This window comes from Curtobacterium sp. JUb34 (assembly GCF_003755065.1).
GTDB lineage: Bacteria > Actinomycetota > Actinomycetes > Actinomycetales > Microbacteriaceae > Curtobacterium.
Genome location: NZ_RJVH01000002.1, coordinates 578,129 through 594,612, shown reverse-complemented (window position 1 = coordinate 594,612; position 16,484 = coordinate 578,129). Strand labels below are relative to the sequence as shown.

Here is a 16,484-nt window from a genome sequence, read left to right as displayed (position 1 = left end):
TCGATTGCCAGCGCACCTCGTCGACCGTGACCCCCAGGTGACCCCGCAGCAGATGGCCGCGGCCCTCGTGCCACCGCCCCAGTTCGCGGCCGCCTCGTTCGACTCGTACCGGCCGGACCCGGACTACGCCTCGCAGGCCGACGTGCGCGACGCCGTCGCCGCGTTCGTCGCGGCGGGTCCGACCGAGGCACCCCGTCGCGGGCTGTTCGGCCGCCGGAAGCAGTCGGTCGAGCCCGCCGCGAAGTCCGGCGTCTACCTGGACGGCGGGTTCGGTGTCGGCAAGACCCACCTGCTCGCCGCGGCGTACCACGCGGCCTCGGGGCGGAAGACGTTCGGCACGTTCATCGAGTACACCGCCCTGGTCGGCGCGCTCGGGTTCCGGGGCACGGTGGACCTGCTGCGGGGGACCGCGTTGGTCTGCATCGACGAGTTCGAGCTCGACGACCCGGGCGACACGATGGTCATGACGCGCCTGATCAAGGAGCTCACCGAGACCGGCACCCGGTTCGCCGCCACCTCGAACACGCCTCCGGGCGCGCTCGGCGAGGGGCGGTTCGCGGCGCAGGACTTCCTGCGCGAGATCCAGGCGATGTCCGACCGGTTCGACACCATGCGGATCGACGGGCTCGACTACCGCCGCCGCGCGGTGGACGAGTCGGCGGGTGTGGTGTCCGACGTGGCCGCGGCCCTGCCGTCCGGGGATGCCACCCTCGACGACTTCTCGGCCGTGGTCGCGCACCTCGGGTCGGTCCACCCCTCGAAGTACGTCGCGCTGGTCGAGGGTCTCGACGCCGTCGGGCTCACCGACGTCCGCGCGTTCTCAGACCAGACCGACGCGCTGCGCTGGGTCGCCCTGGTCGACCGGCTGTACGACGCCCAGGTCCGGATCGTCGCCTCTGGTACCCCGCTCGACCAGGTGTACCCCGACGCGATGCTCGACGGCGGGTACCGGAAGAAGTACCTGCGTGCTGCCAGCCGTGTCGTGGCGCTGACGCGCGCCCACGACTGACGCTCGCCCTCGCCGTCCGCTGACCGGTCGGTGCACCCCCTTTCCAGGGGGCTTCGGGCCGTGCGAAACACGACGTTTACAAACCGCGCCGTCGCGTTACATCCGCGAAACACATCATGCTCCCTCGCGAAACCTCGCATCGCCAGACTCGGTGACACCCGAGGCGGTCCAAGAGCCGTTCGTGCAATCGAGAGGTGAACAGATGCTTGATCAGGGCAACACGACGTTCGTGTTGGTCATGGCGGCGCTGGTGTTGTTCATGACACCCGGCCTGGCCTTCTTCTACGGCGGCTTGGTGAAGGCCAAGTCCGTCATCAGCATGATGATGATGTCGTTCGGTGCGATCGCACTCGTGAGCGTCCTGTGGGTGCTCTACGGCTACGCGATCGCCTTCGCCAACCACGGTGACGGCACGGCGGTCTCCGGTGTGGTCGGGTTCTTCAGCATCGACTGGAACCAGATCGGTCTCGGCCAGGCCTTCGAGGAGGCGCAGTCCTCGAACATCCAGGCGGCGTACCCGTCGATGGCGTTCGTCGGCTTCCAGGCCACGTTCGCGATCATCACGGTCGCCCTCATCTCCGGTGCGATCGCCGACCGCGCCAAGTTCGGCGCGTGGATGGTCTTCGCCGGCATCTGGGTCACCGTCGTCTACTTCCCGGTCGCCTCGTGGGTCTTCAACCTGACCTCGGGCTGGGCCGCCACGTGGGGCGTCATCGACTTCGCCGGTGGCACCGCGGTGCACATCAACGCCGGTGCAGCGGGTCTCGCCCTGGCGCTCGTCCTCGGCAAGCGCGTCGGCTTCGCCAAGGGTGCGCACAAGCCGCACAACCCGCCCTTCGTCCTGCTCGGTGCCGCCATCCTGTGGTTCGGCTGGTTCGGCTTCAACGCCGGCTCCGAGGGCGCTGCTGACGGCATCGCTGCGATCGCCTGGGTCAACACCCTCGCCGCTCCGGCCGCCGCCATCCTCGGCTGGCTGCTCGTCGAGAAGCTCAAGGACGGCAAGGCCACCTCGGTCGGCGCCGCCTCGGGTGCCGTCACCGGTCTCGTCGCGATCACCCCGGCATGTGCCAACCTGACCCCGGGCTGGGGCATCCTCCTCGGCTTCGTCGCCGGCATCATCTGTTGCTTCGCGATCGACTGGAAGTACCGTCTCGGCTTCGACGACTCGCTCGACGTCGTCGGTGTCCACCTGGTCGGCGGCATCGTCGGCACGCTGTACCTGGGCTTCTTCGCCAACGACACCGGCCTGATCTACTCCGGTTCGTTCGAGCAGCTCGGCAAGCAGGCCACCGCGGCCCTGGCCGTCGGCATCTACTCCTTCGTCCTGGCGTTCGTCATCGGCTTCCTCATCGAGAAGACGATCGGCTTCCGCGTCAAGACCGAGGACGAGGTCGCCGGTATCGACACCGCGGTCCACGGCGAAGAGGGCTACGTCCTCTACGAGCAGACCGACGACTCGCCGGTCTCGGTCCGCTAGCCAGCAGACACCAGCACCACCCGCACGACGACGGGCCCCGCGCACACAGCAAGCGCGGGGCCCTTCGTCGTGCGGTCCGTCGTCCGTCGTCCGGCATCCGGCGTCCGTCGTCTGACAGGCTGGGCGCATGACGACGACGTCGACCCTCACCAACCTGCGCGAGGTCGGGGGACCGGGCCTGCAGGACGCCCGAGCCCACACCGTGTACCGCGCGAACACCGAGCGCGTCGGTGCCGACGCGTACCCGACGGGCCTCAGCGCCGTGGTCGACCTCCGCCGCGACGACGAGGTCGCCCGCGTCCCGCACCCGCTCGCCACCACCGACGGCTACCGGCTCGTCCCGCTGTTCGACCCGTCGACCGTCGAGTCCGGCGCCCGGGCCGTGCAGCTCGAGGAGCAGTACGTCGACTGGCTCGAACGGCACCGCACCGGGATCGCCGCGGCGTTCCGCGCCATCGCCCGGGCCGACGGCGACGTACTCGTCTGCTGCTCGGCCGGCAAGGACCGCACCGGCGTCGTCAGCGGGTTGCTCGCCCGACTCTGGGGCGCGTCGCTCGAGACCGTCGGCGTCGACTACGCCGCCAGTGCTGTCGGGCTCGCCGATCGGTTCGCCGCGGAACGTGCGGTCAGCACCGACCCCGAGGCCACCGCGGTCGCCCAGCGGTGCGTGCCGGAGACGATGACCACCGTCGTCCGGCACGTCGAGTCGCGCTGGGGGAGCGTCGGCGCGTACCTGCGCTGGACCGGACTGACGGACGCGGAGATCGCGTCCCTCTGACGCGCGTGCGTGGCCCCTGCGGCTCGCCACGTGCAGTGGCCGCAACGGCGGACGGGAGGCACGGTGCGCGTCCGACGCGCACCGTGCCTCCCGTCCTTGGTCCTGATCGCGGGCCGTGGTCCCGGCCCGTTCCGTCAGCTCACCAGGCGTAGTCCTCCGGCGAGGTCTCGTGCCCCGGGAAGATCTCGTCGAGCCGGTCCAGCGCACGCTGGTCCAGGCGGATGTCGACGGCGCGGACCGCGGACTCCCACTGCTCCATCGTGCGGGGGCCGGTGATCGGCGCGGTCACGCCAGGCTGGTGGAGGAGCCACGCGAGGGCGAGCTCACCCGGGGTGTGGCCGAGCTCCTTCGCGAACGACTCGTAGGCCGTGAGCTGGTCACGGTGCCCCTCGACGTACTCGGCGCTGCGACCCGACAGGCGGCGGGAACCGTTCTCGGTCTTCTCGATGACACCACCGAGCAGGCCGCCCTGCAGGGGCGACCACGGGATGACGCCGAGGCCGTACTCGCGGGCGGCGGGCAGGACCTCGCGCTCGATGTCACGGACGACGAGGTTGTAGATCGACTGCTCGCTCACCAGGCCGAAGGTGTGGCGGCGCTTCGCGGCCTCCTGCGCCTGGGCGATGTGCCAGCCCGCGAAGTTCGACGACCCGACGTACAGGACCTTGCCCTGCTGCACGGCGACGTCGATCGCCTGCCAGATCTCGTCCCACGGCGTCGCGCGGTCGACGTGGTGGAACTGGTACAGGTCGATGTGGTCCGTCTGCAGCCGCTGCAGGCTGGCGTCGAGCGACTGGCGGATGTTGAACGCGCTGAGCTTGCCGCCGTTCGGCCAGTCGATCATCTCGCCGTAGACCTTGGTCGCCAGGACCGTCTTCTCGCGGCGGCCGCCGCCCTTCGCGAACCAGCGGCCGATGATCTCCTCGGTGGCGCCCTTGCCCACCGAGCCGCCGTAGCCGTTGGCGGTGTCGAAGAAGTTGACGCCGAGCTCGTGGGCCCGGTCCATGATGGCGTGCGAGTCGTCCTCTGTGGTCTCCGGGCCGAAGTTCATCGTGCCGAGCACTGCTCGTGAAACCGACAGCCCTGTCCGTCCGAGGTGTGTGTAGTCCATGACTCCGGTCTACGCGCTCCGAGGGGCACCGTGCCAGGCCCTGGGAGTACCGGTTCTGCACGGTGCGGCGTCGTGGTCGTGCGTCGTGTGGTCCTGCATGCCGTCGGGGGCATGTCGGTGCTCCGGGGAGGAGTACCGTGACGTCGGTGAACACCCCAGCACTCCGTGGCAGCCGGATCCTCGGGTTCGGTCACCACCAGCCCGAACGCATCCTGACCAACGACGAGCTCTCGACCATGGTCGACACCAACGACGAGTGGATCCGCACCCGGACCGGCATCCAGACCCGGCACATCGCCGGACCGGACGACAGCGTCACGTCGATGGCGATCGAAGCGGGCCGCAACGCCCTCGCCGACGCCGGGGTCTCGCCCTCGGCCGTCGGACTCGTCATCGTCGCGTCCACCACGCACCAGGACCGTGCGCCGTACACCGCCGGCCGGGTCGCCGCGGCGCTCGGGATGACGAACGGTCCCGCGCCCATCGACATCAACACCGCCTGCAGCGGGTTCGAGTACGCACTCGCCCTCGCCGACCAGTCGATCCGCGTCGGTTCCGCCGACGTCGCGCTCGTCGTCGGGTCCGAGACCCTGTCCGCCATCGCCGACTGGACCGACCGCTCGACGTGCGTGCTCGTCGGCGACGGAGCCGGGGCCGCCGTGCTCGGCGCCACCGACACCCCCGAGATCGGACCCGTGTCGTGGGGCAGCGTGCCGCACCTGCTCGACGCGGTGCGGGTCGAGGGGTCGCCCGGCCGCTTCAACCAGGAGGGCCGCTCCATCTACCGCTGGGCGATCACCGAGGCCGAGGGACACGCCCGCAAGGTCGTCGAGGCCGCCGGACTCACGATGGACGACATCGAGGTCTTCGCGTTCCACCAGGCGAACCTGCGGATCATCGAGCCGCTCGTCACCGCGCTCGGCGGGGAGTCGAAGTTCGTCATCCGCGACGTCGTCGAGTCCGGGAACACCTCAGCCGCCAGTGTGCCGCTCGGGTTGTCGAAGGCCTGGGCGCGCGGCGACCTGCCCGAGGGCGTCCCCGCACTGCTGTTCGGGTTCGGCGGCGGGTTCGCGCACGCCGGGCAGGTGGTCCGGACGCCGGTTCGGTCGTTCTGACCGGGCCGTGCCGGTTCCCGAGCCGAGCGGTTCAGCGTTCGGGGGTCTCCGACCAGAGGTCCTCGTCCTTCGCGGATCCTCGGCGCCAGCCCAGGCCCTTCGGCTTGGGCTGGTTCTCCGTCTTCAGGTGCTTGTCGGCCTTGGGCTGCTTGTCGGCCCTGGACTCCTTGTCCGACTTCGGCTGCTTGCCCGACTTCGGCTGCTTGCCCGATTTCGGCTCGAGCACGATCGGGAAGTGCGTCGCCGGCGGCCCGAAGCCGGTCCGCGAGGCCTGGATGACCTTCCGCCCGAGCGCGTGGTTGCCGAGCCCACCCACCGCAGCGCCGATCCCGAACGGGAGGGCACGGCCGAGCACCGACGTCCCCTGACGGACCGCGAACCGCTTGATGAACTGGTCGCGGACCTGTCCGCCGAGGCCGTTCACGACCTGCTTCGGCAACGACGAGGTCACCATCTCGCCCCAGAACGCGGTGCGAGCCTGGCCGCCGGCGATCTGCCCGCCGAGCTGCTTGATCAGCTGCGTGCCCGGCGCGCCGAGGATCATCGCCATCACGAGGGTCCGTGCCCGCTCAGGGTCGTCCAGCGCGATGCCGTGGACCTCGGTGACCGACTGGGCGAACAGTGCCGTCGTCTCGAGGAACCCGATCGTCTCTGCGCCGCTCAGGCCGAGGGCGGCCACCATCCCGACGCCGGGGATCACCGCACTCGCACCGACCGCTGCGCCACCGGTGGTGACCGCGGTGAGGTACTGCCGCTCGAGGATCTGGATGACCTCGGCGGGGGTGGCGTCCGGCTTGCGTCGGCGGATCGCGTTGACGTGCGCCACGACCACCGGGCGCTGGACGCTGATGGCACGGTCAAGCAACTTGACCCACCCGGCGGGTTGTTGCACCTGTGGGGTCCGGGAGTCGTCGGGCATGGGGGAGACCTGGGCGTTCGGCAGCGGCACGATCGCCTGGTCCTTCGGGGAGCGGGCCATGCGCTCACCGTACGCCGGGCATGTGGGAGGCTCGCTGGATGGACATCGACGGCGCGCCGGATCCGGCGGACGACGCTCGGCGGGACGCCGGGTTCTTGACGGTCGCCGAGGTGCTCGGTCTGCTGCCCGAGGTCCGTGTGCTCGATCCCGGCTCGGTGCTCATCGGTACGGACGTGGCCCTGGCAGCCGGGACGGTGCTCTACCCGGGAACCGTGCTCGAGACCCGCGCCGGCGGCTCGATCACCGTGGGGTCCGGCGTGCGGCTCGGTCCGGGGTGCGTCACGGTCGTCGCGACCACGGCCCGGGTGACCATCGGGTCCGGTGCCGAACTGGGGCCCGGTCCCGTCACGATCACGGCGACGGGGTCGGACGTGCGCGTCGGCGACAGCGCTCGACTGTCCGGCGGGTGCCTCGTCGAAGGGCCCGCCGTCCTCGGTGCCGGGGCGCAGGTGCTGGGCGCGGTCGCCGTTCGGGACGCCGTGCTCGCAGCCGGCGGCGACCACCGCGAGGCCGACCCGGACCGGCGTGCCGGGGTGGTCAAGGGGATCGGACGGGTGCACGGAGCGCGGGTCGGCGTCGGCGAGGTGGTCGTCGGCGGCGGCGTGCCGAGTGCGCCGCTCGTCGTCGAACGGCAGCGTGCACACCACCCGGAGGCGCCGAGCCGCTGACGCCGGCGGAGGACCGGGTGTCGGTCGTCGCCTCGTCACCGGCACGGGACCCCTGCCCGGCGGAGCGCGGCGCGCACGCGGTCGGGCTGCATCAGGTCGGCCCACGACAGCCGGACCACGAACCGCACCTCGGGGAACGACCGGACGAAGTCCTCGCGCCGTTTCTCCTGCCAGTGCGCGTCGGCAGTGGTGCGCCCGTCGAGCATCGTCGGGTCCTCGTACTTCGCGCGGCCGTCGACCTCGACCACGACGCCCTGATCCGGGAACCAGAAGTCGACGACGGCCGTCCCGCCACCGGCGCGTCGGAACTCGTGCTGCTGCACCGGTTCCGGCGTCCCGACCTGCCGGAAGCGCACCCGGCACACAGACTCTGCCGGCGACCCCGAGAGTGCCGATCCCATCCCGATCGCCGTCCCTGCCTTGTCGTACCCCTTGCGCTCGTGAGCAGCGAGTTCGTCGAGGAGCATCTCCGGGAGCACCCGCCGATCGTGGAGCGCCTGATCGATCATCGGGACGACGTCGTCCAACGGTGCGGTGGCCGAGAGATCGACGAGCGTCCGCACCAACGACGTCACCGGCGCCCCGTCGATCTCGGTCGGCAGGGTCGGAGGCGTCCCTGCCCACCGGCCGTGCGTGTCGTCGATCTCGGGCCCTGGCCTGACCCGGCCGAGCGCCGTGGTCTCCGGCCGGGTCAGACGGGGGTCGAGGACGTCGACCCTTGTGGGGGCCGGCGCGACGAAGGGCAGTCCGTGCACGGCTGCTGCGGACGAGTGCGAGAACGCTCGGGGCAGCTCGACGGAAGGAGTCGTCGCTCGGACGAGCAGGAGCAGACGGTCCTCGCTCCGCAGACCCTGGAGGTGCGACGGATCGACGAGGACGCCGGGCCGCACCGGAGCGAGCGAACCGCGGTGCACGCGACGCTGCAGGGCGCGCCGTTCAGCGCTCGGATGGTCACCGGTGCGGACGAGGGGGATTGCGAGGACTCGGTCGTGCATGTCCCAACGATCGGCGGTGCGAGCCGACCACGTCGATTCGGAGCGACGATCTGTGGGAAACGAGCCGGGCCTCCAGTCTGTGGAGGGGTGAGGCGGACGCACGGTGCGACACCGTTGATGTCGTACGACGTCGATGTTGTCGCCGGGCCGCGCGTGCAACTGTTGCGCGCGCGTTGGTGCGACGAACTCGATGTCGTGCGACGTCGAGGATGTCGTTCCGCGTCGACCGGCGCCCCGCCCGCCCCGCCCTGACCCCCCGCAGCCCCTACGCCCGCGCGAGCTCCGCCCGCAGCGGCAGGTCCTGGTCCTCCAGGATGAGCTGCGCGCCCACCGCGGTCCGGGCGTTCACGACGATGGGCGCGAGCAGGTTGACGGTCGTGCCGGACGCCCCGGGGTTCGCCACCACGAGCAGCATGGCGTCGGCGGCATCGGTGAGCTCGAGCCCGGCGGCCTGCTCGTCGGTGAGCTCGGGGGAGTACGACGGCAGGTGCACCGCGGCGTCGAGCACGAACAGGCGCGAGGAACCCCCGACGAGGGTGAACAGGCCCTCGGCGCCGTCCACCGGGGCCAGCGTGAACACGGGCGCGGGGGACAGGCCGAACGGCGGGACGGCGAAGGTCAGGGAGATGCTCATCGGAGGTAGTCCATCAGGGTCGGCTGCAGGACCTTCGCGGTGACGGCGAGGGCTGCCTGGTAGTTGGTCTGCTGCACCTGCAGGTCGAGGACGGCCTTGGCGAGGTCGACGTCCTCGATGCCGGCGCGGCGGTTCTCGAGCGCGACGGACGCGGTCTTCAGCGAGTCCTGGGCGGCGAGGGCGGTGGCGTGCCGGACACCGACGTCGGCCTGGGCGCCGCGGACGGCCCCGAGGGCACCGTCCACGTCGTTGATCCGCGCGTTCACGTTCACCCCGTTCTGCAGGTCGCTGACGATGGAGTCGAGCACGCCGAACACCGACGACGCCCCGGTGCCGAACACGTCGGTCCCTGCGGTGTCGACGCGCACGGTCGTACCGTCGCCGATCCGGCGGGTGACGTCCGTGCCGGACGCTGCCCACCCGGTCGCCGGGTCGTACGCGGCCGCAGCGGTCGAGGCGCCGGCGAAGACCGAGCGGGTGCCGTAGGTCGTGTTGGCCCGTGCCTCGAGGTCGGACTTCAGCGACCGGAACTGGGTGATGAAGGCGTCGCGGTCGGTGTCGCTCATGGTGCCGGAGTTCGCCGCCTGCACGGTCAGGTCGCGCACGCTGTTGAGCACGGAGTAGACGCTCGACAGGGCGCTGTCGGTGGTCGCCAGCCAGGCCACGGCGTCGTTCGCGTTGCGCGTGTACTGCGCCGCGGCGGCCTGCTCCTTGCGCACCTGCATCGACGACGCGGTGCCGACCGGGTCGTCGGACGGCTTCTGGATCGCCTGCAGCGTGGTGGCCTGCTCGGTGAGCTGCGCCACGCGCGCCGCACCGGTCTGCAGGCGGGCCGAGGCCGCGGCCATCGACATCTGGGTGGTCACCCGGGTGATCACGATCAGCCCCTCCCGACGAGTCCGACTCGGTTGATGATGGTGTCGAGCATCTCGTCGACGGCGGTCAGGACGCGTGCCGCGCCCTGGTACGCGTGCTGGTAGCTCAGCAGGTTCACGTTCTCCTCGTCGAGGTCGACGCCCGCGCTCGACTGCTGCTGGGTGCGCGCGTTGGTCAGGGCGAGTCCGGTGAGCGTCGACTCCGTCGCGGCCGACCGGGAGGCGGTGCCCACCCCCGCCACGAACGTCGCCCAGGTCGTGTCGGCAGCACCAGGGCCCGTGCCGAGTCGCGAGAGCGCGTCGGCGAACGAGTCGTCGAGCTGCCCCGCCGCGTTCCGCGTCGCGAGACCGCTGCCGTCCGTCGGGATGACCGACAGGCCCTGTGCCGCGGGGACGCCCGCCGCGAGGGCGAAGAAGGCGGTACCGGTGGTGCCGGCCGGGGTGGTGCCGGTGGCGTGCACGGCGTTGACCGTGGTCGCGAGCTGGGTCGCGACGGCGTCGTACGACGCGGCCGCCTGGGCGAGCGCACCGCCCGTGCCGTTCCCGTTCGCCGGGGCGAGGACGGCGAGGGCGCCGCCGATCGACCCACCGCTGAGGGACACCGCGCCGGCGCTGCCGGAGGTCCAGGTGAGGGTGACCGCCGCGCCGTCGGCGAGCCGTTCGCCCCCGCCGAGGGCGACGGCGCGGGCGTCGGTGCCCTGCACGAGCGGGTTCCCGCCGAGCAGCACGTCGACCGTGCCGTCCGCGTTGGTGCGGGTCGTCCCGCCGGCGAGCGTCGCGATCTGCTCGGTGAGCTGGTCGCGCTGGTCGAGGAGTTCGTTGGCGGTGCCGCCGGAGGCCAGCGCGGTGCGGATCCGCCCGTTGAGGTCGGCCACCTGCTTCGCGGCGTCGTTCAGCTGCGTCACCTGGCCGGCCACGGTGCCCCGGACCGAGGACCACTGCGCGTCGACCGCCTTCGAGCCGGAGTCCAGGGCCGCGGCGACGGTGCCGGCGGCTCCGAGGACGGCACTGGCGGCACCCGGGTCGTCCGGGTGGCTGGCGAGTTCGCTCCACGACGACCAGAAGGCGTCGAGCTTGGCGCTCAGGCCGTCCTTGCCGGGCTCGTGCAGGCCGGTCTCGAGGGCGGACAGCGCCGTCGCGCGGGCGTCGGCGTAGGCGGAGGAACCTGCGGCGACCCGGACGCCGACGTCGAGCGTCAGCGAGGCCAGCCGGGCGATGCCGTCGACCGAGACGCCCTGTCCGGCGAGGGCGGCGGTGCCCCGCATGAAGCCGGTCTGGGTCGCCGGGACCGAGTTCTGCGTGACGCGCTGCCGCGTGTACCCGGCGGTGCCGGCGTTCGCGATGTTCTGGCCGGTGACGTCGATGCCGGCGCGGGCCGCGGCGAGTCCGGAGTACGCGGTGGCGAGGGAGCCGAAGGTGCTGACCACGGGGTTACAGGGTCCCCTCGAACAGGCGGGCGCCGTCGGAGCCGGCGCCGGAAGTGCCCGAGGCGTCGTAGGTCGCGGCGTTCGTCACGGTGCCGGCGAGGGTCTCCTCGGTGGCCTGGGCGGCGGTGCGCAGGAAGCGGTCGTTCTCGTCGCGCAGGGCGCCGATCTGGGTTGTCAGTTCGACCATCGCGGTCAGGTGCGCGGCGAGGATCTCACCCCACGGTCCGTTCGGTGCGGCGGCGACGACCTCGCGCAGGGGTGCGTCGGCGGGGACGCCCCACTCCTCGGCGACCTCGGCACTCGACGCGGCGCGTTCGAGTCCGGTGCTGCGGAGTCGTTCGAGGACCTGCTCGACCTCGCGGCTGGCGTGCGACACCCATCGGGAGCGGCCCGCGGTGAGCAGCAGCTGCTCCTCCTCGAGCTTGAAGGTGAGCAGCTCGAGCAGTTCGCGTTCGCGCCAGAGCACGGCGGACAGGTCGTTCACGCTCATCAGCTCCTCCCGTGTGGGTCGTCGTCGGGTGTTCGGGTCTTCCGGTCCACCTTCCGGCGGACACCGAGACCTATCGACGCTGTGGCGGTGGTCGTAAGCGGCCGGGGACGTGACCTGCGAGGCGGACGTCCCCCGGGCCTCCTGGATCCACCCCGTCCGGGGGACAGGAACGGGCGTTCTACCGGGTGGGTCCCCCCAAATGTGGACCGGGAAACACCGCGAATGCCCCCGCACTGGGGACGGATGAACCCCCGTACAGCGCATTGCCAGCCGATACATTCGGAACGCACCACGAGGGCGACCTCGAACCGCGCGAACGAGGCGCGGGGTGCGCCGCTCGGAGGGAACCGGGCGGGTCTTCGGCGTACGCACCGGCCATCCGAGGCCGGCGTTCGCCGTGCCCACGGACGGGTGAGTCAGGACAGTCACCTCAGGTCGATCAGGGGATCAGCATGGACCGCACCGCACGCAACGCGATGATCGTGGAGCACCTCCCGCTCGTGGGCTACATCGTCGCCGACGTCCGCTCCCGTGCCACGCACCTGGACCGCGACGACCTCGCCGCCGTCGGCTCGCTCGCACTCGTCGCCGCTGCCGACGCGTTCGACGCCACCCTCGGCGTCCCCTTCGGCGCCTACGCCCGGACCCGGATCGCCGGTGCCCTCGCCGACGACATGCGCTCCGCCGACTGGGCGTCGCGCGGCACCCGGAAGCGCATCCGCGAGACCCTCGCCACGCAGGAGGCCCTGTCCGCCCGACTCGGCCGGAGCGTCGGCGTGCAGGAGATCGCGGACGCGATGGGCGTGGACCGGCAGACCGCCTCGGACGCCATGAGCGACGCGGCCCGCATCGTCGCGCCCCTCGACGAGACCGTGCACGACCTCGTCGCCGCCGACCTGCCGTTGCCGGGTGACGACCTGCTCGAGACCGAGAAGCGCCGCTACCTGCGTGCAGCGGTCGAGGCACTGCCCGAGCGGATGCGCTTCGTCGTCGAGGCCGTCTACTTCGGGGACCGCTCCGTGACCGACGTCGCCGCGGAGCTCGGCATCACGCACTCCGCCGTGTCGCAGCAGCGCTCGGAGGCGATGCGCCTGCTCCGCGACGGCCTGGCCGCGCACTACGGGGACGGCGGCGCGGTCGCCGAGCCCGCCTCGCGCACCACGGCGGCCCGCCGGAGCGCCTACCTCGCACGTGTCGCGTCGAACGCCACCGCCGGCGTCGCGCGTGCCGTCCACGACGCGACCGCGCCGGTCGTCGTGGCGGCGAGCTGAACCGTCGACGGTCATTTCCGTCGATTCCCTAACGACTCCCGGCAACCGGTCGAGAGTGATCCACGTCAGCCCACGGATGGGCTGTAGTACGACCCAGAATTCACGGAGGAAACCACCATGGGTATGTCCATCAACACCAACCTCTCGGCACTCAACACGTACCGGAACCTCAACGCGACGCAGAACGACCTGTCGAAGTCCCTCGAGAAGCTCTCGACCGGCCTCCGCATCAACCGTGCTGCCGACGACGCTGCCGGTCTGTCGATCTCCGAGGGGCTGAAGTCCCAGGTCGGTGGCCTCACGGTCGCCGCCCGCAACGCGCAGGACGGCATCTCCGTCGTGCAGACCGCTGAAGGTGGCCTCACCGAGACCCACTCGATCCTCCAGCGCATGCGCGACCTGGCCGTCCAGGCCGGCAACGACTCGAACAACGAGGACTCGCGGAAGGCGATCACGACCGAGGTCGGTCAGCTCCAGGAGGAGCTGCAGCGCATCTCGGACTCGACCAACTTCAACGGGATCAAGCTGCTCGACGGCAAGGCCTCCACCACGGCTGCCGGTCCGGGTACCGGCAAGCTGACCTTCCAGGTCGGCGCGGACGGCTCCGACGCCAGCAAGATCGACGTCGACCTCACGGGTGCGGATGTCTCGAAGGTCGCCACGGCGGTCAAGGCGCTCGACTTCACCACGGGCGACAACGCTCGCCTCGCGGTGACCGAGCTCGACGCGCAGATCAAGTCGGTCTCGGAGGCTCGTTCCAACCTCGGTGCAGTCCAGAACCGCTTCGACCACGCCATCAACGTGACGAACGTGGCCAAGGAGAACCTCACCGCTGCCGGTTCGCGCATCACCGACGTCGACATGGCGCAGGAGATGGTCAAGTACACGCGCGACAACATCCTGAGCCAGGCCGGCACGTCGATGCTCGCGCAGGCGAACCAGAGCACGCAGGGCGTGCTCTCGCTCCTGCGCTAGCACCCACGACGCCGCCTTCCGGGATCGTTCAGGCTTCCCGGGAGGCGGCGTCGCCCTCCTGACCATCCCCACGACGCCAGGGAGTGTCGACGATGTCATCGTCCGTGTCCTCGAGCACCAGCCTCGCGATCGACGGGCTCGTCAGCGGGCTCAAGACGACCGACCTCATCAACTCGTTGATGAGCGTCGAGGGCGTGCCGCAGACCCTGCTCAAGAACAAGCTCACGAGCACCAACTCGTTCATCTCGTCACTGCAGACGATCAACGGGTTGGTGCAGGCCCTCGCGACGAAGGCGAAGGACGCCGCGAAGGCGACCTCGCTCGACCTGTTCACCGCCACGAGTTCGTCGTCGGGCGTCACCGCCGTGACCGGCACGAACGCGAGCGCCGGGTCGCTGACGTTCACCGTCGGTGCGACCGCTTCCGCGCAGGTCGGGGTCACCGCCGCGATGTCGACGTGGTCGGCCGCCGCCGAGCCGATCACCCTGGTGGGCGCGGACGGCACGAAGACCACCGTCACGCCGTCGTCGGGCTCCCTCGACGACACCGTCTCGGCGATCAACAAGTCCGGGGCGGGCGTCACCGCCACGAAGGTCGCCGCGGGCGCCGCTGCCGACGGCACCAAGCTCTACCGGCTGCAGCTCACGTCCGCCAAGACCGGCGCCGCTGGCGGCTTCGAGGTGTACCGGGGGACCGCCGACCAGCTCGCCGCCGGCACCGCGACGAACGTGCTGACCGAGGTCGGCGCCGCGGTCGTCGCCCAGGCGAAGGACGCCAGCGTCACGCTGTGGGCCGGCACCGCCGCCGAGCAGACGATCACGAGCGCGACGAACACCTTCACCGACCTGGTGCCTGGGCTCAGCGTCACCGTGTCGAAGGCGTCGACGGACCCGGTCACGGTCGGCGTCGCGCAGGACACCACGAAGGCCCAGGCCGTGGCCTCCGGACTCGTCGACGCGATGAACGCGATCACGTCCTACTACAAGACGAACACGGCGGTCACGAGCACCACGAGCGCGACCAGCGGCGCCACGACCACCACCGCCGGCGTCCTGATGGGCGACGGGACCTCACGCGACGCCGTGCAGCGCCTGGGCAGCACCATGTCGGCGCCCGTCGGCGGCAAGTCGCCGTCGTCGATCGGCATCACGATCACCAAGGACGGCAGCTTCACCTTCGACGCCGACGTCTTCCAGAAGGCCCTCGCCACCGACCCGGAGGGCACGCAGGCGATGCTGTCCGGCGTCGCCACGAACGTCGGTGCCGCCGCGACGGCGGCGTCCGACAAGTACGACGGGTCCCTCACCACGGCGATCACCGGCCAGCAGGCGGTCGCCAAGGACCTCAACACCCAGATCGACAGCTGGACTGACCGACTCACGATGCGCCGCGCATCGCTCCAGACGCTGTACTCGTCGCTCGAGACCAGCCTCAGCAAGCTCCAGTCCCAGTCGAGCTGGCTCGCCAGCCAGCTCGCGTCGACGACGAGCTGACGGGATCACCATGACCTTCGACTTCCAGGCCGCCGCCTTCCGGCAGGCTGCGCAGCCCCGCACCGTGACCGACCAGCGTCGCGCCCAGTACACGAACGAAGCCGTCCTGTCGGCCACCCCGGCGCAGCTCGTCACGATGCTCTACGACCGGCTGCTGCTCGACCTGCACCGTGCCGAGGCCGCGCAGACCGGCGCCGACTGGGACACCGCGCGCGAACAGCTCCTGCACGCCCAGGCGATCGTCGGCGAGCTGTCGTCGACGCTCCGGATCGACGTCTGGGACGGTGGTGAGGGTCTGCTCGCCGTCTACAACTACGCGTCGACGTCCCTCATCACCGCGAACGTGCACCGTGACGTGCAGGCCACGCGGGACTGCATCCGGATCCTCGAACCGCTGCGGCAGTCGTGGCACGACGCCGCGGCGTCGCTCCCGGCGACGCCGGCACGCCAGCAGGCGACGGGCGGAGCCCTCGGTGTCGCCTGAGCCGACACCGTCGCCTGAGCCGGTCGACCACCGCCCCGCCTGGGAGGCCCTGCTCGACTCCCTGGAGCACGACGCTGCCCGGCATGCGGCCGACCCCACGGCCGTGGTGGGGTGGTCGGAGCCGGCCGGGCTGGGTCCGGTGCCGCGCGACCTGGTGGGGCGTGCCTCCCGGCTGCTCGCCGCGCAGCGGGACCGCATCGCGGAGCTGGAGTCGGACCGAAGGGCGACGCTCGAGCACCTCGGTGCCCTGCGGGCCGTCGACGCGACGCGCGAGCCGCGCGGCGCGGTGTACCTCGACGCCTCCGCCTGACCCGTCCGCCCCGCTCGACCCGGTACGACATGCTCGACGTCGTACGACATCGAGCGTGTCGCTCGCCCGCGTCTGCAACACCGGGCGAGCGCAGGCTGCGACGAGCTCGACGTCGTTCGACATCGACGGTGTCGACGTCCAGCGAGCGCAACCGTTCCCAGCGTGAACGGACAGCGCTGGCACCGTGCGACGAGGTGGTCGTCGTACGACCTCGACGATGTCGTCCGACCCCCGACGCAACTGTCTGCGCGTGCAAGGTGCGTCATCGTCGACGTCGTACGACAACGAGAGTGTCGTCGACCCGCGCGTGCAACGTGACGCGTGTGCACGGTGCGACGTGATCGATGTCGTACGACAACGGGGATGTCGTTCTGCATCGGACGGACGCGCACC

At 71.2% G+C, this 16,484-nt stretch carries 17 protein-coding genes; 10 read left to right on the top strand and 7 right to left on the bottom strand.

The window, feature by feature from the left end:
* Positions 1–52: 52 nt before the first annotated feature.
* From zapE to EDF63_RS09315, 3 genes are all read left to right on the top strand, one after another.
* Positions 53–1,009 (top strand): cell division protein ZapE, encoded by a 957-nt coding sequence (zapE, locus tag EDF63_RS09325; RefSeq protein ID WP_260233072.1) that lies wholly within the window; start codon positions 53–55, stop codon positions 1,007–1,009.
* A gap of 202 nt (positions 1,010–1,211) precedes the next feature.
* Positions 1,212–2,486, top strand: a complete 1,275-nt coding sequence (locus tag EDF63_RS09320; protein ID WP_111086361.1) for an ammonium transporter — start codon at positions 1,212–1,214, stop codon at positions 2,484–2,486.
* Positions 2,487–2,613: 127 nt separating this feature from the next.
* Positions 2,614–3,264 carry a tyrosine-protein phosphatase gene (locus EDF63_RS09315; RefSeq protein ID WP_123312751.1) on the top strand — a complete coding sequence of 217 codons (651 nt, stop codon included), beginning with the start codon at positions 2,614–2,616 and terminating at the stop codon, positions 3,262–3,264.
* Between the two features lie 139 nt (positions 3,265–3,403).
* On the opposite strand, the gene EDF63_RS09310 is transcribed toward EDF63_RS09315, so the two are convergent.
* The gene (locus EDF63_RS09310; protein WP_123312750.1) at positions 3,404–4,375 is read right to left on the bottom strand and encodes an aldo/keto reductase; all 972 of its coding nucleotides are present in this window, start codon (positions 4,373–4,375) and stop codon (positions 3,404–3,406) included.
* A gap of 146 nt (positions 4,376–4,521) precedes the next feature.
* On the opposite strand from EDF63_RS09310, the gene EDF63_RS09305 reads away from it, so the two are divergent.
* A complete protein-coding gene (locus EDF63_RS09305; protein ID WP_123313127.1) occupies positions 4,522–5,490 on the top strand; it encodes a beta-ketoacyl-ACP synthase III in 969 nt (322 codons plus the stop codon).
* A 31-nt stretch (positions 5,491–5,521) separates the two neighbouring features.
* Here EDF63_RS09305 and EDF63_RS09300 read toward each other — a convergent pair whose 3' ends face one another.
* Complete coding sequence (locus EDF63_RS09300) at positions 5,522–6,469, bottom strand: hypothetical protein (RefSeq protein WP_185021354.1); 948 nt, start codon at positions 6,467–6,469, stop codon at positions 5,522–5,524.
* Between the two features lie 38 nt (positions 6,470–6,507).
* On the opposite strand from EDF63_RS09300, the gene EDF63_RS09295 reads away from it, so the two are divergent.
* Positions 6,508–7,137: a hypothetical protein gene (locus EDF63_RS09295; RefSeq protein WP_123312749.1), complete on the top strand. Its 630-nt coding sequence runs from the start codon at positions 6,508–6,510 to the stop codon at positions 7,135–7,137.
* 35 nt (positions 7,138–7,172) lie between these two features.
* Here the strand turns inward: EDF63_RS09295 and EDF63_RS09290 are convergent, their stop codons facing one another.
* From EDF63_RS09290 to EDF63_RS09270, 5 genes are all read right to left on the bottom strand, one after another.
* Entirely contained in the window at positions 7,173–8,132 is a 960-nt protein-coding gene (locus tag EDF63_RS09290; protein WP_123312748.1) for a hypothetical protein, read from the bottom strand.
* Between the two features lie 265 nt (positions 8,133–8,397).
* Positions 8,398–8,766 (bottom strand): flagellar assembly protein FliW, encoded by a 369-nt coding sequence (gene fliW / locus EDF63_RS09285; protein WP_123312747.1) that lies wholly within the window; start codon positions 8,764–8,766, stop codon positions 8,398–8,400.
* A complete protein-coding gene (gene flgL, locus EDF63_RS09280) occupies positions 8,763–9,644 on the bottom strand; it encodes a flagellar hook-associated protein FlgL (protein ID WP_123312746.1) in 882 nt (293 codons plus the stop codon). The genes fliW and flgL overlap by 4 nt, the downstream gene beginning before the upstream one ends.
* Before the next feature lie 2 nt (positions 9,645–9,646).
* Complete coding sequence (gene flgK, locus EDF63_RS09275; protein WP_123312745.1) at positions 9,647–11,068, bottom strand: flagellar hook-associated protein FlgK; 1,422 nt, start codon at positions 11,066–11,068, stop codon at positions 9,647–9,649.
* Positions 11,069–11,072: 4 nt separating this feature from the next.
* Positions 11,073–11,558, bottom strand: coding sequence for a flagellar protein FlgN (locus tag EDF63_RS09270; protein WP_123312744.1), 486 nt, complete (start codon positions 11,556–11,558; stop codon positions 11,073–11,075).
* Positions 11,559–12,010: 452 nt separating this feature from the next.
* Here EDF63_RS09270 and EDF63_RS09265 point away from each other — a divergent pair, with 452 nt between their 5' ends.
* From EDF63_RS09265 to EDF63_RS09245, 5 genes are all read left to right on the top strand, one after another.
* On the top strand, positions 12,011–12,829 hold the full coding sequence (locus tag EDF63_RS09265; protein WP_123312743.1) for a sigma-70 family RNA polymerase sigma factor: 819 nt from the start codon (positions 12,011–12,013) through the stop codon (positions 12,827–12,829).
* A gap of 117 nt (positions 12,830–12,946) precedes the next feature.
* On the top strand, positions 12,947–13,804 hold the full coding sequence (locus tag EDF63_RS09260) for a flagellin (protein ID WP_027465508.1): 858 nt from the start codon (positions 12,947–12,949) through the stop codon (positions 13,802–13,804).
* A 104-nt stretch (positions 13,805–13,908) separates the two neighbouring features.
* Entirely contained in the window at positions 13,909–15,297 is a 1,389-nt protein-coding gene (fliD, locus tag EDF63_RS09255; RefSeq protein ID WP_260233039.1) for a flagellar filament capping protein FliD, read from the top strand.
* Positions 15,298–15,307: 10 nt separating this feature from the next.
* Positions 15,308–15,781: a flagellar export chaperone FliS gene (gene fliS, locus EDF63_RS09250; protein WP_123312742.1), complete on the top strand. Its 474-nt coding sequence runs from the start codon at positions 15,308–15,310 to the stop codon at positions 15,779–15,781.
* Positions 15,771–16,091, top strand: coding sequence for a hypothetical protein (locus EDF63_RS09245; RefSeq protein WP_123312741.1), 321 nt, complete (start codon positions 15,771–15,773; stop codon positions 16,089–16,091). Before fliS ends, EDF63_RS09245 begins: the two co-directional genes overlap by 11 nt.
* Positions 16,092–16,484 lie beyond the last annotated feature (393 nt).

Coding starts and splice junctions, on each gene's coding strand:
- zapE (WP_260233072.1), top strand. CDS start 53: ATGGCCGCGGCCCTCGTGCCACCGCCCCAGTTCGCGGCCGCCTCGTTC.
- EDF63_RS09320 (WP_111086361.1), top strand. CDS start 1,212: ATGCTTGATCAGGGCAACACGACGTTCGTGTTGGTCATGGCGGCGCTG.
- EDF63_RS09315 (WP_123312751.1), top strand. CDS start 2,614: ATGACGACGACGTCGACCCTCACCAACCTGCGCGAGGTCGGGGGACCG.
- EDF63_RS09310 (WP_123312750.1), bottom strand. CDS start 4,375: ATGGACTACACACACCTCGGACGGACAGGGCTGTCGGTTTCACGAGCA.
- EDF63_RS09300 (WP_185021354.1), bottom strand. CDS start 6,469: ATGGCCCGCTCCCCGAAGGACCAGGCGATCGTGCCGCTGCCGAACGCC.
- EDF63_RS09295 (WP_123312749.1), top strand. CDS start 6,508: ATGGACATCGACGGCGCGCCGGATCCGGCGGACGACGCTCGGCGGGAC.
- EDF63_RS09290 (WP_123312748.1), bottom strand. CDS start 8,132: ATGCACGACCGAGTCCTCGCAATCCCCCTCGTCCGCACCGGTGACCAT.
- fliW (WP_123312747.1), bottom strand. CDS start 8,766: ATGAGCATCTCCCTGACCTTCGCCGTCCCGCCGTTCGGCCTGTCCCCC.
- EDF63_RS09270 (WP_123312744.1), bottom strand. CDS start 11,558: ATGAGCGTGAACGACCTGTCCGCCGTGCTCTGGCGCGAACGCGAACTG.
- EDF63_RS09265 (WP_123312743.1), top strand. CDS start 12,011: ATGGACCGCACCGCACGCAACGCGATGATCGTGGAGCACCTCCCGCTC.
- EDF63_RS09260 (WP_027465508.1), top strand. CDS start 12,947: ATGGGTATGTCCATCAACACCAACCTCTCGGCACTCAACACGTACCGG.
- fliS (WP_123312742.1), top strand. CDS start 15,308: ATGACCTTCGACTTCCAGGCCGCCGCCTTCCGGCAGGCTGCGCAGCCC.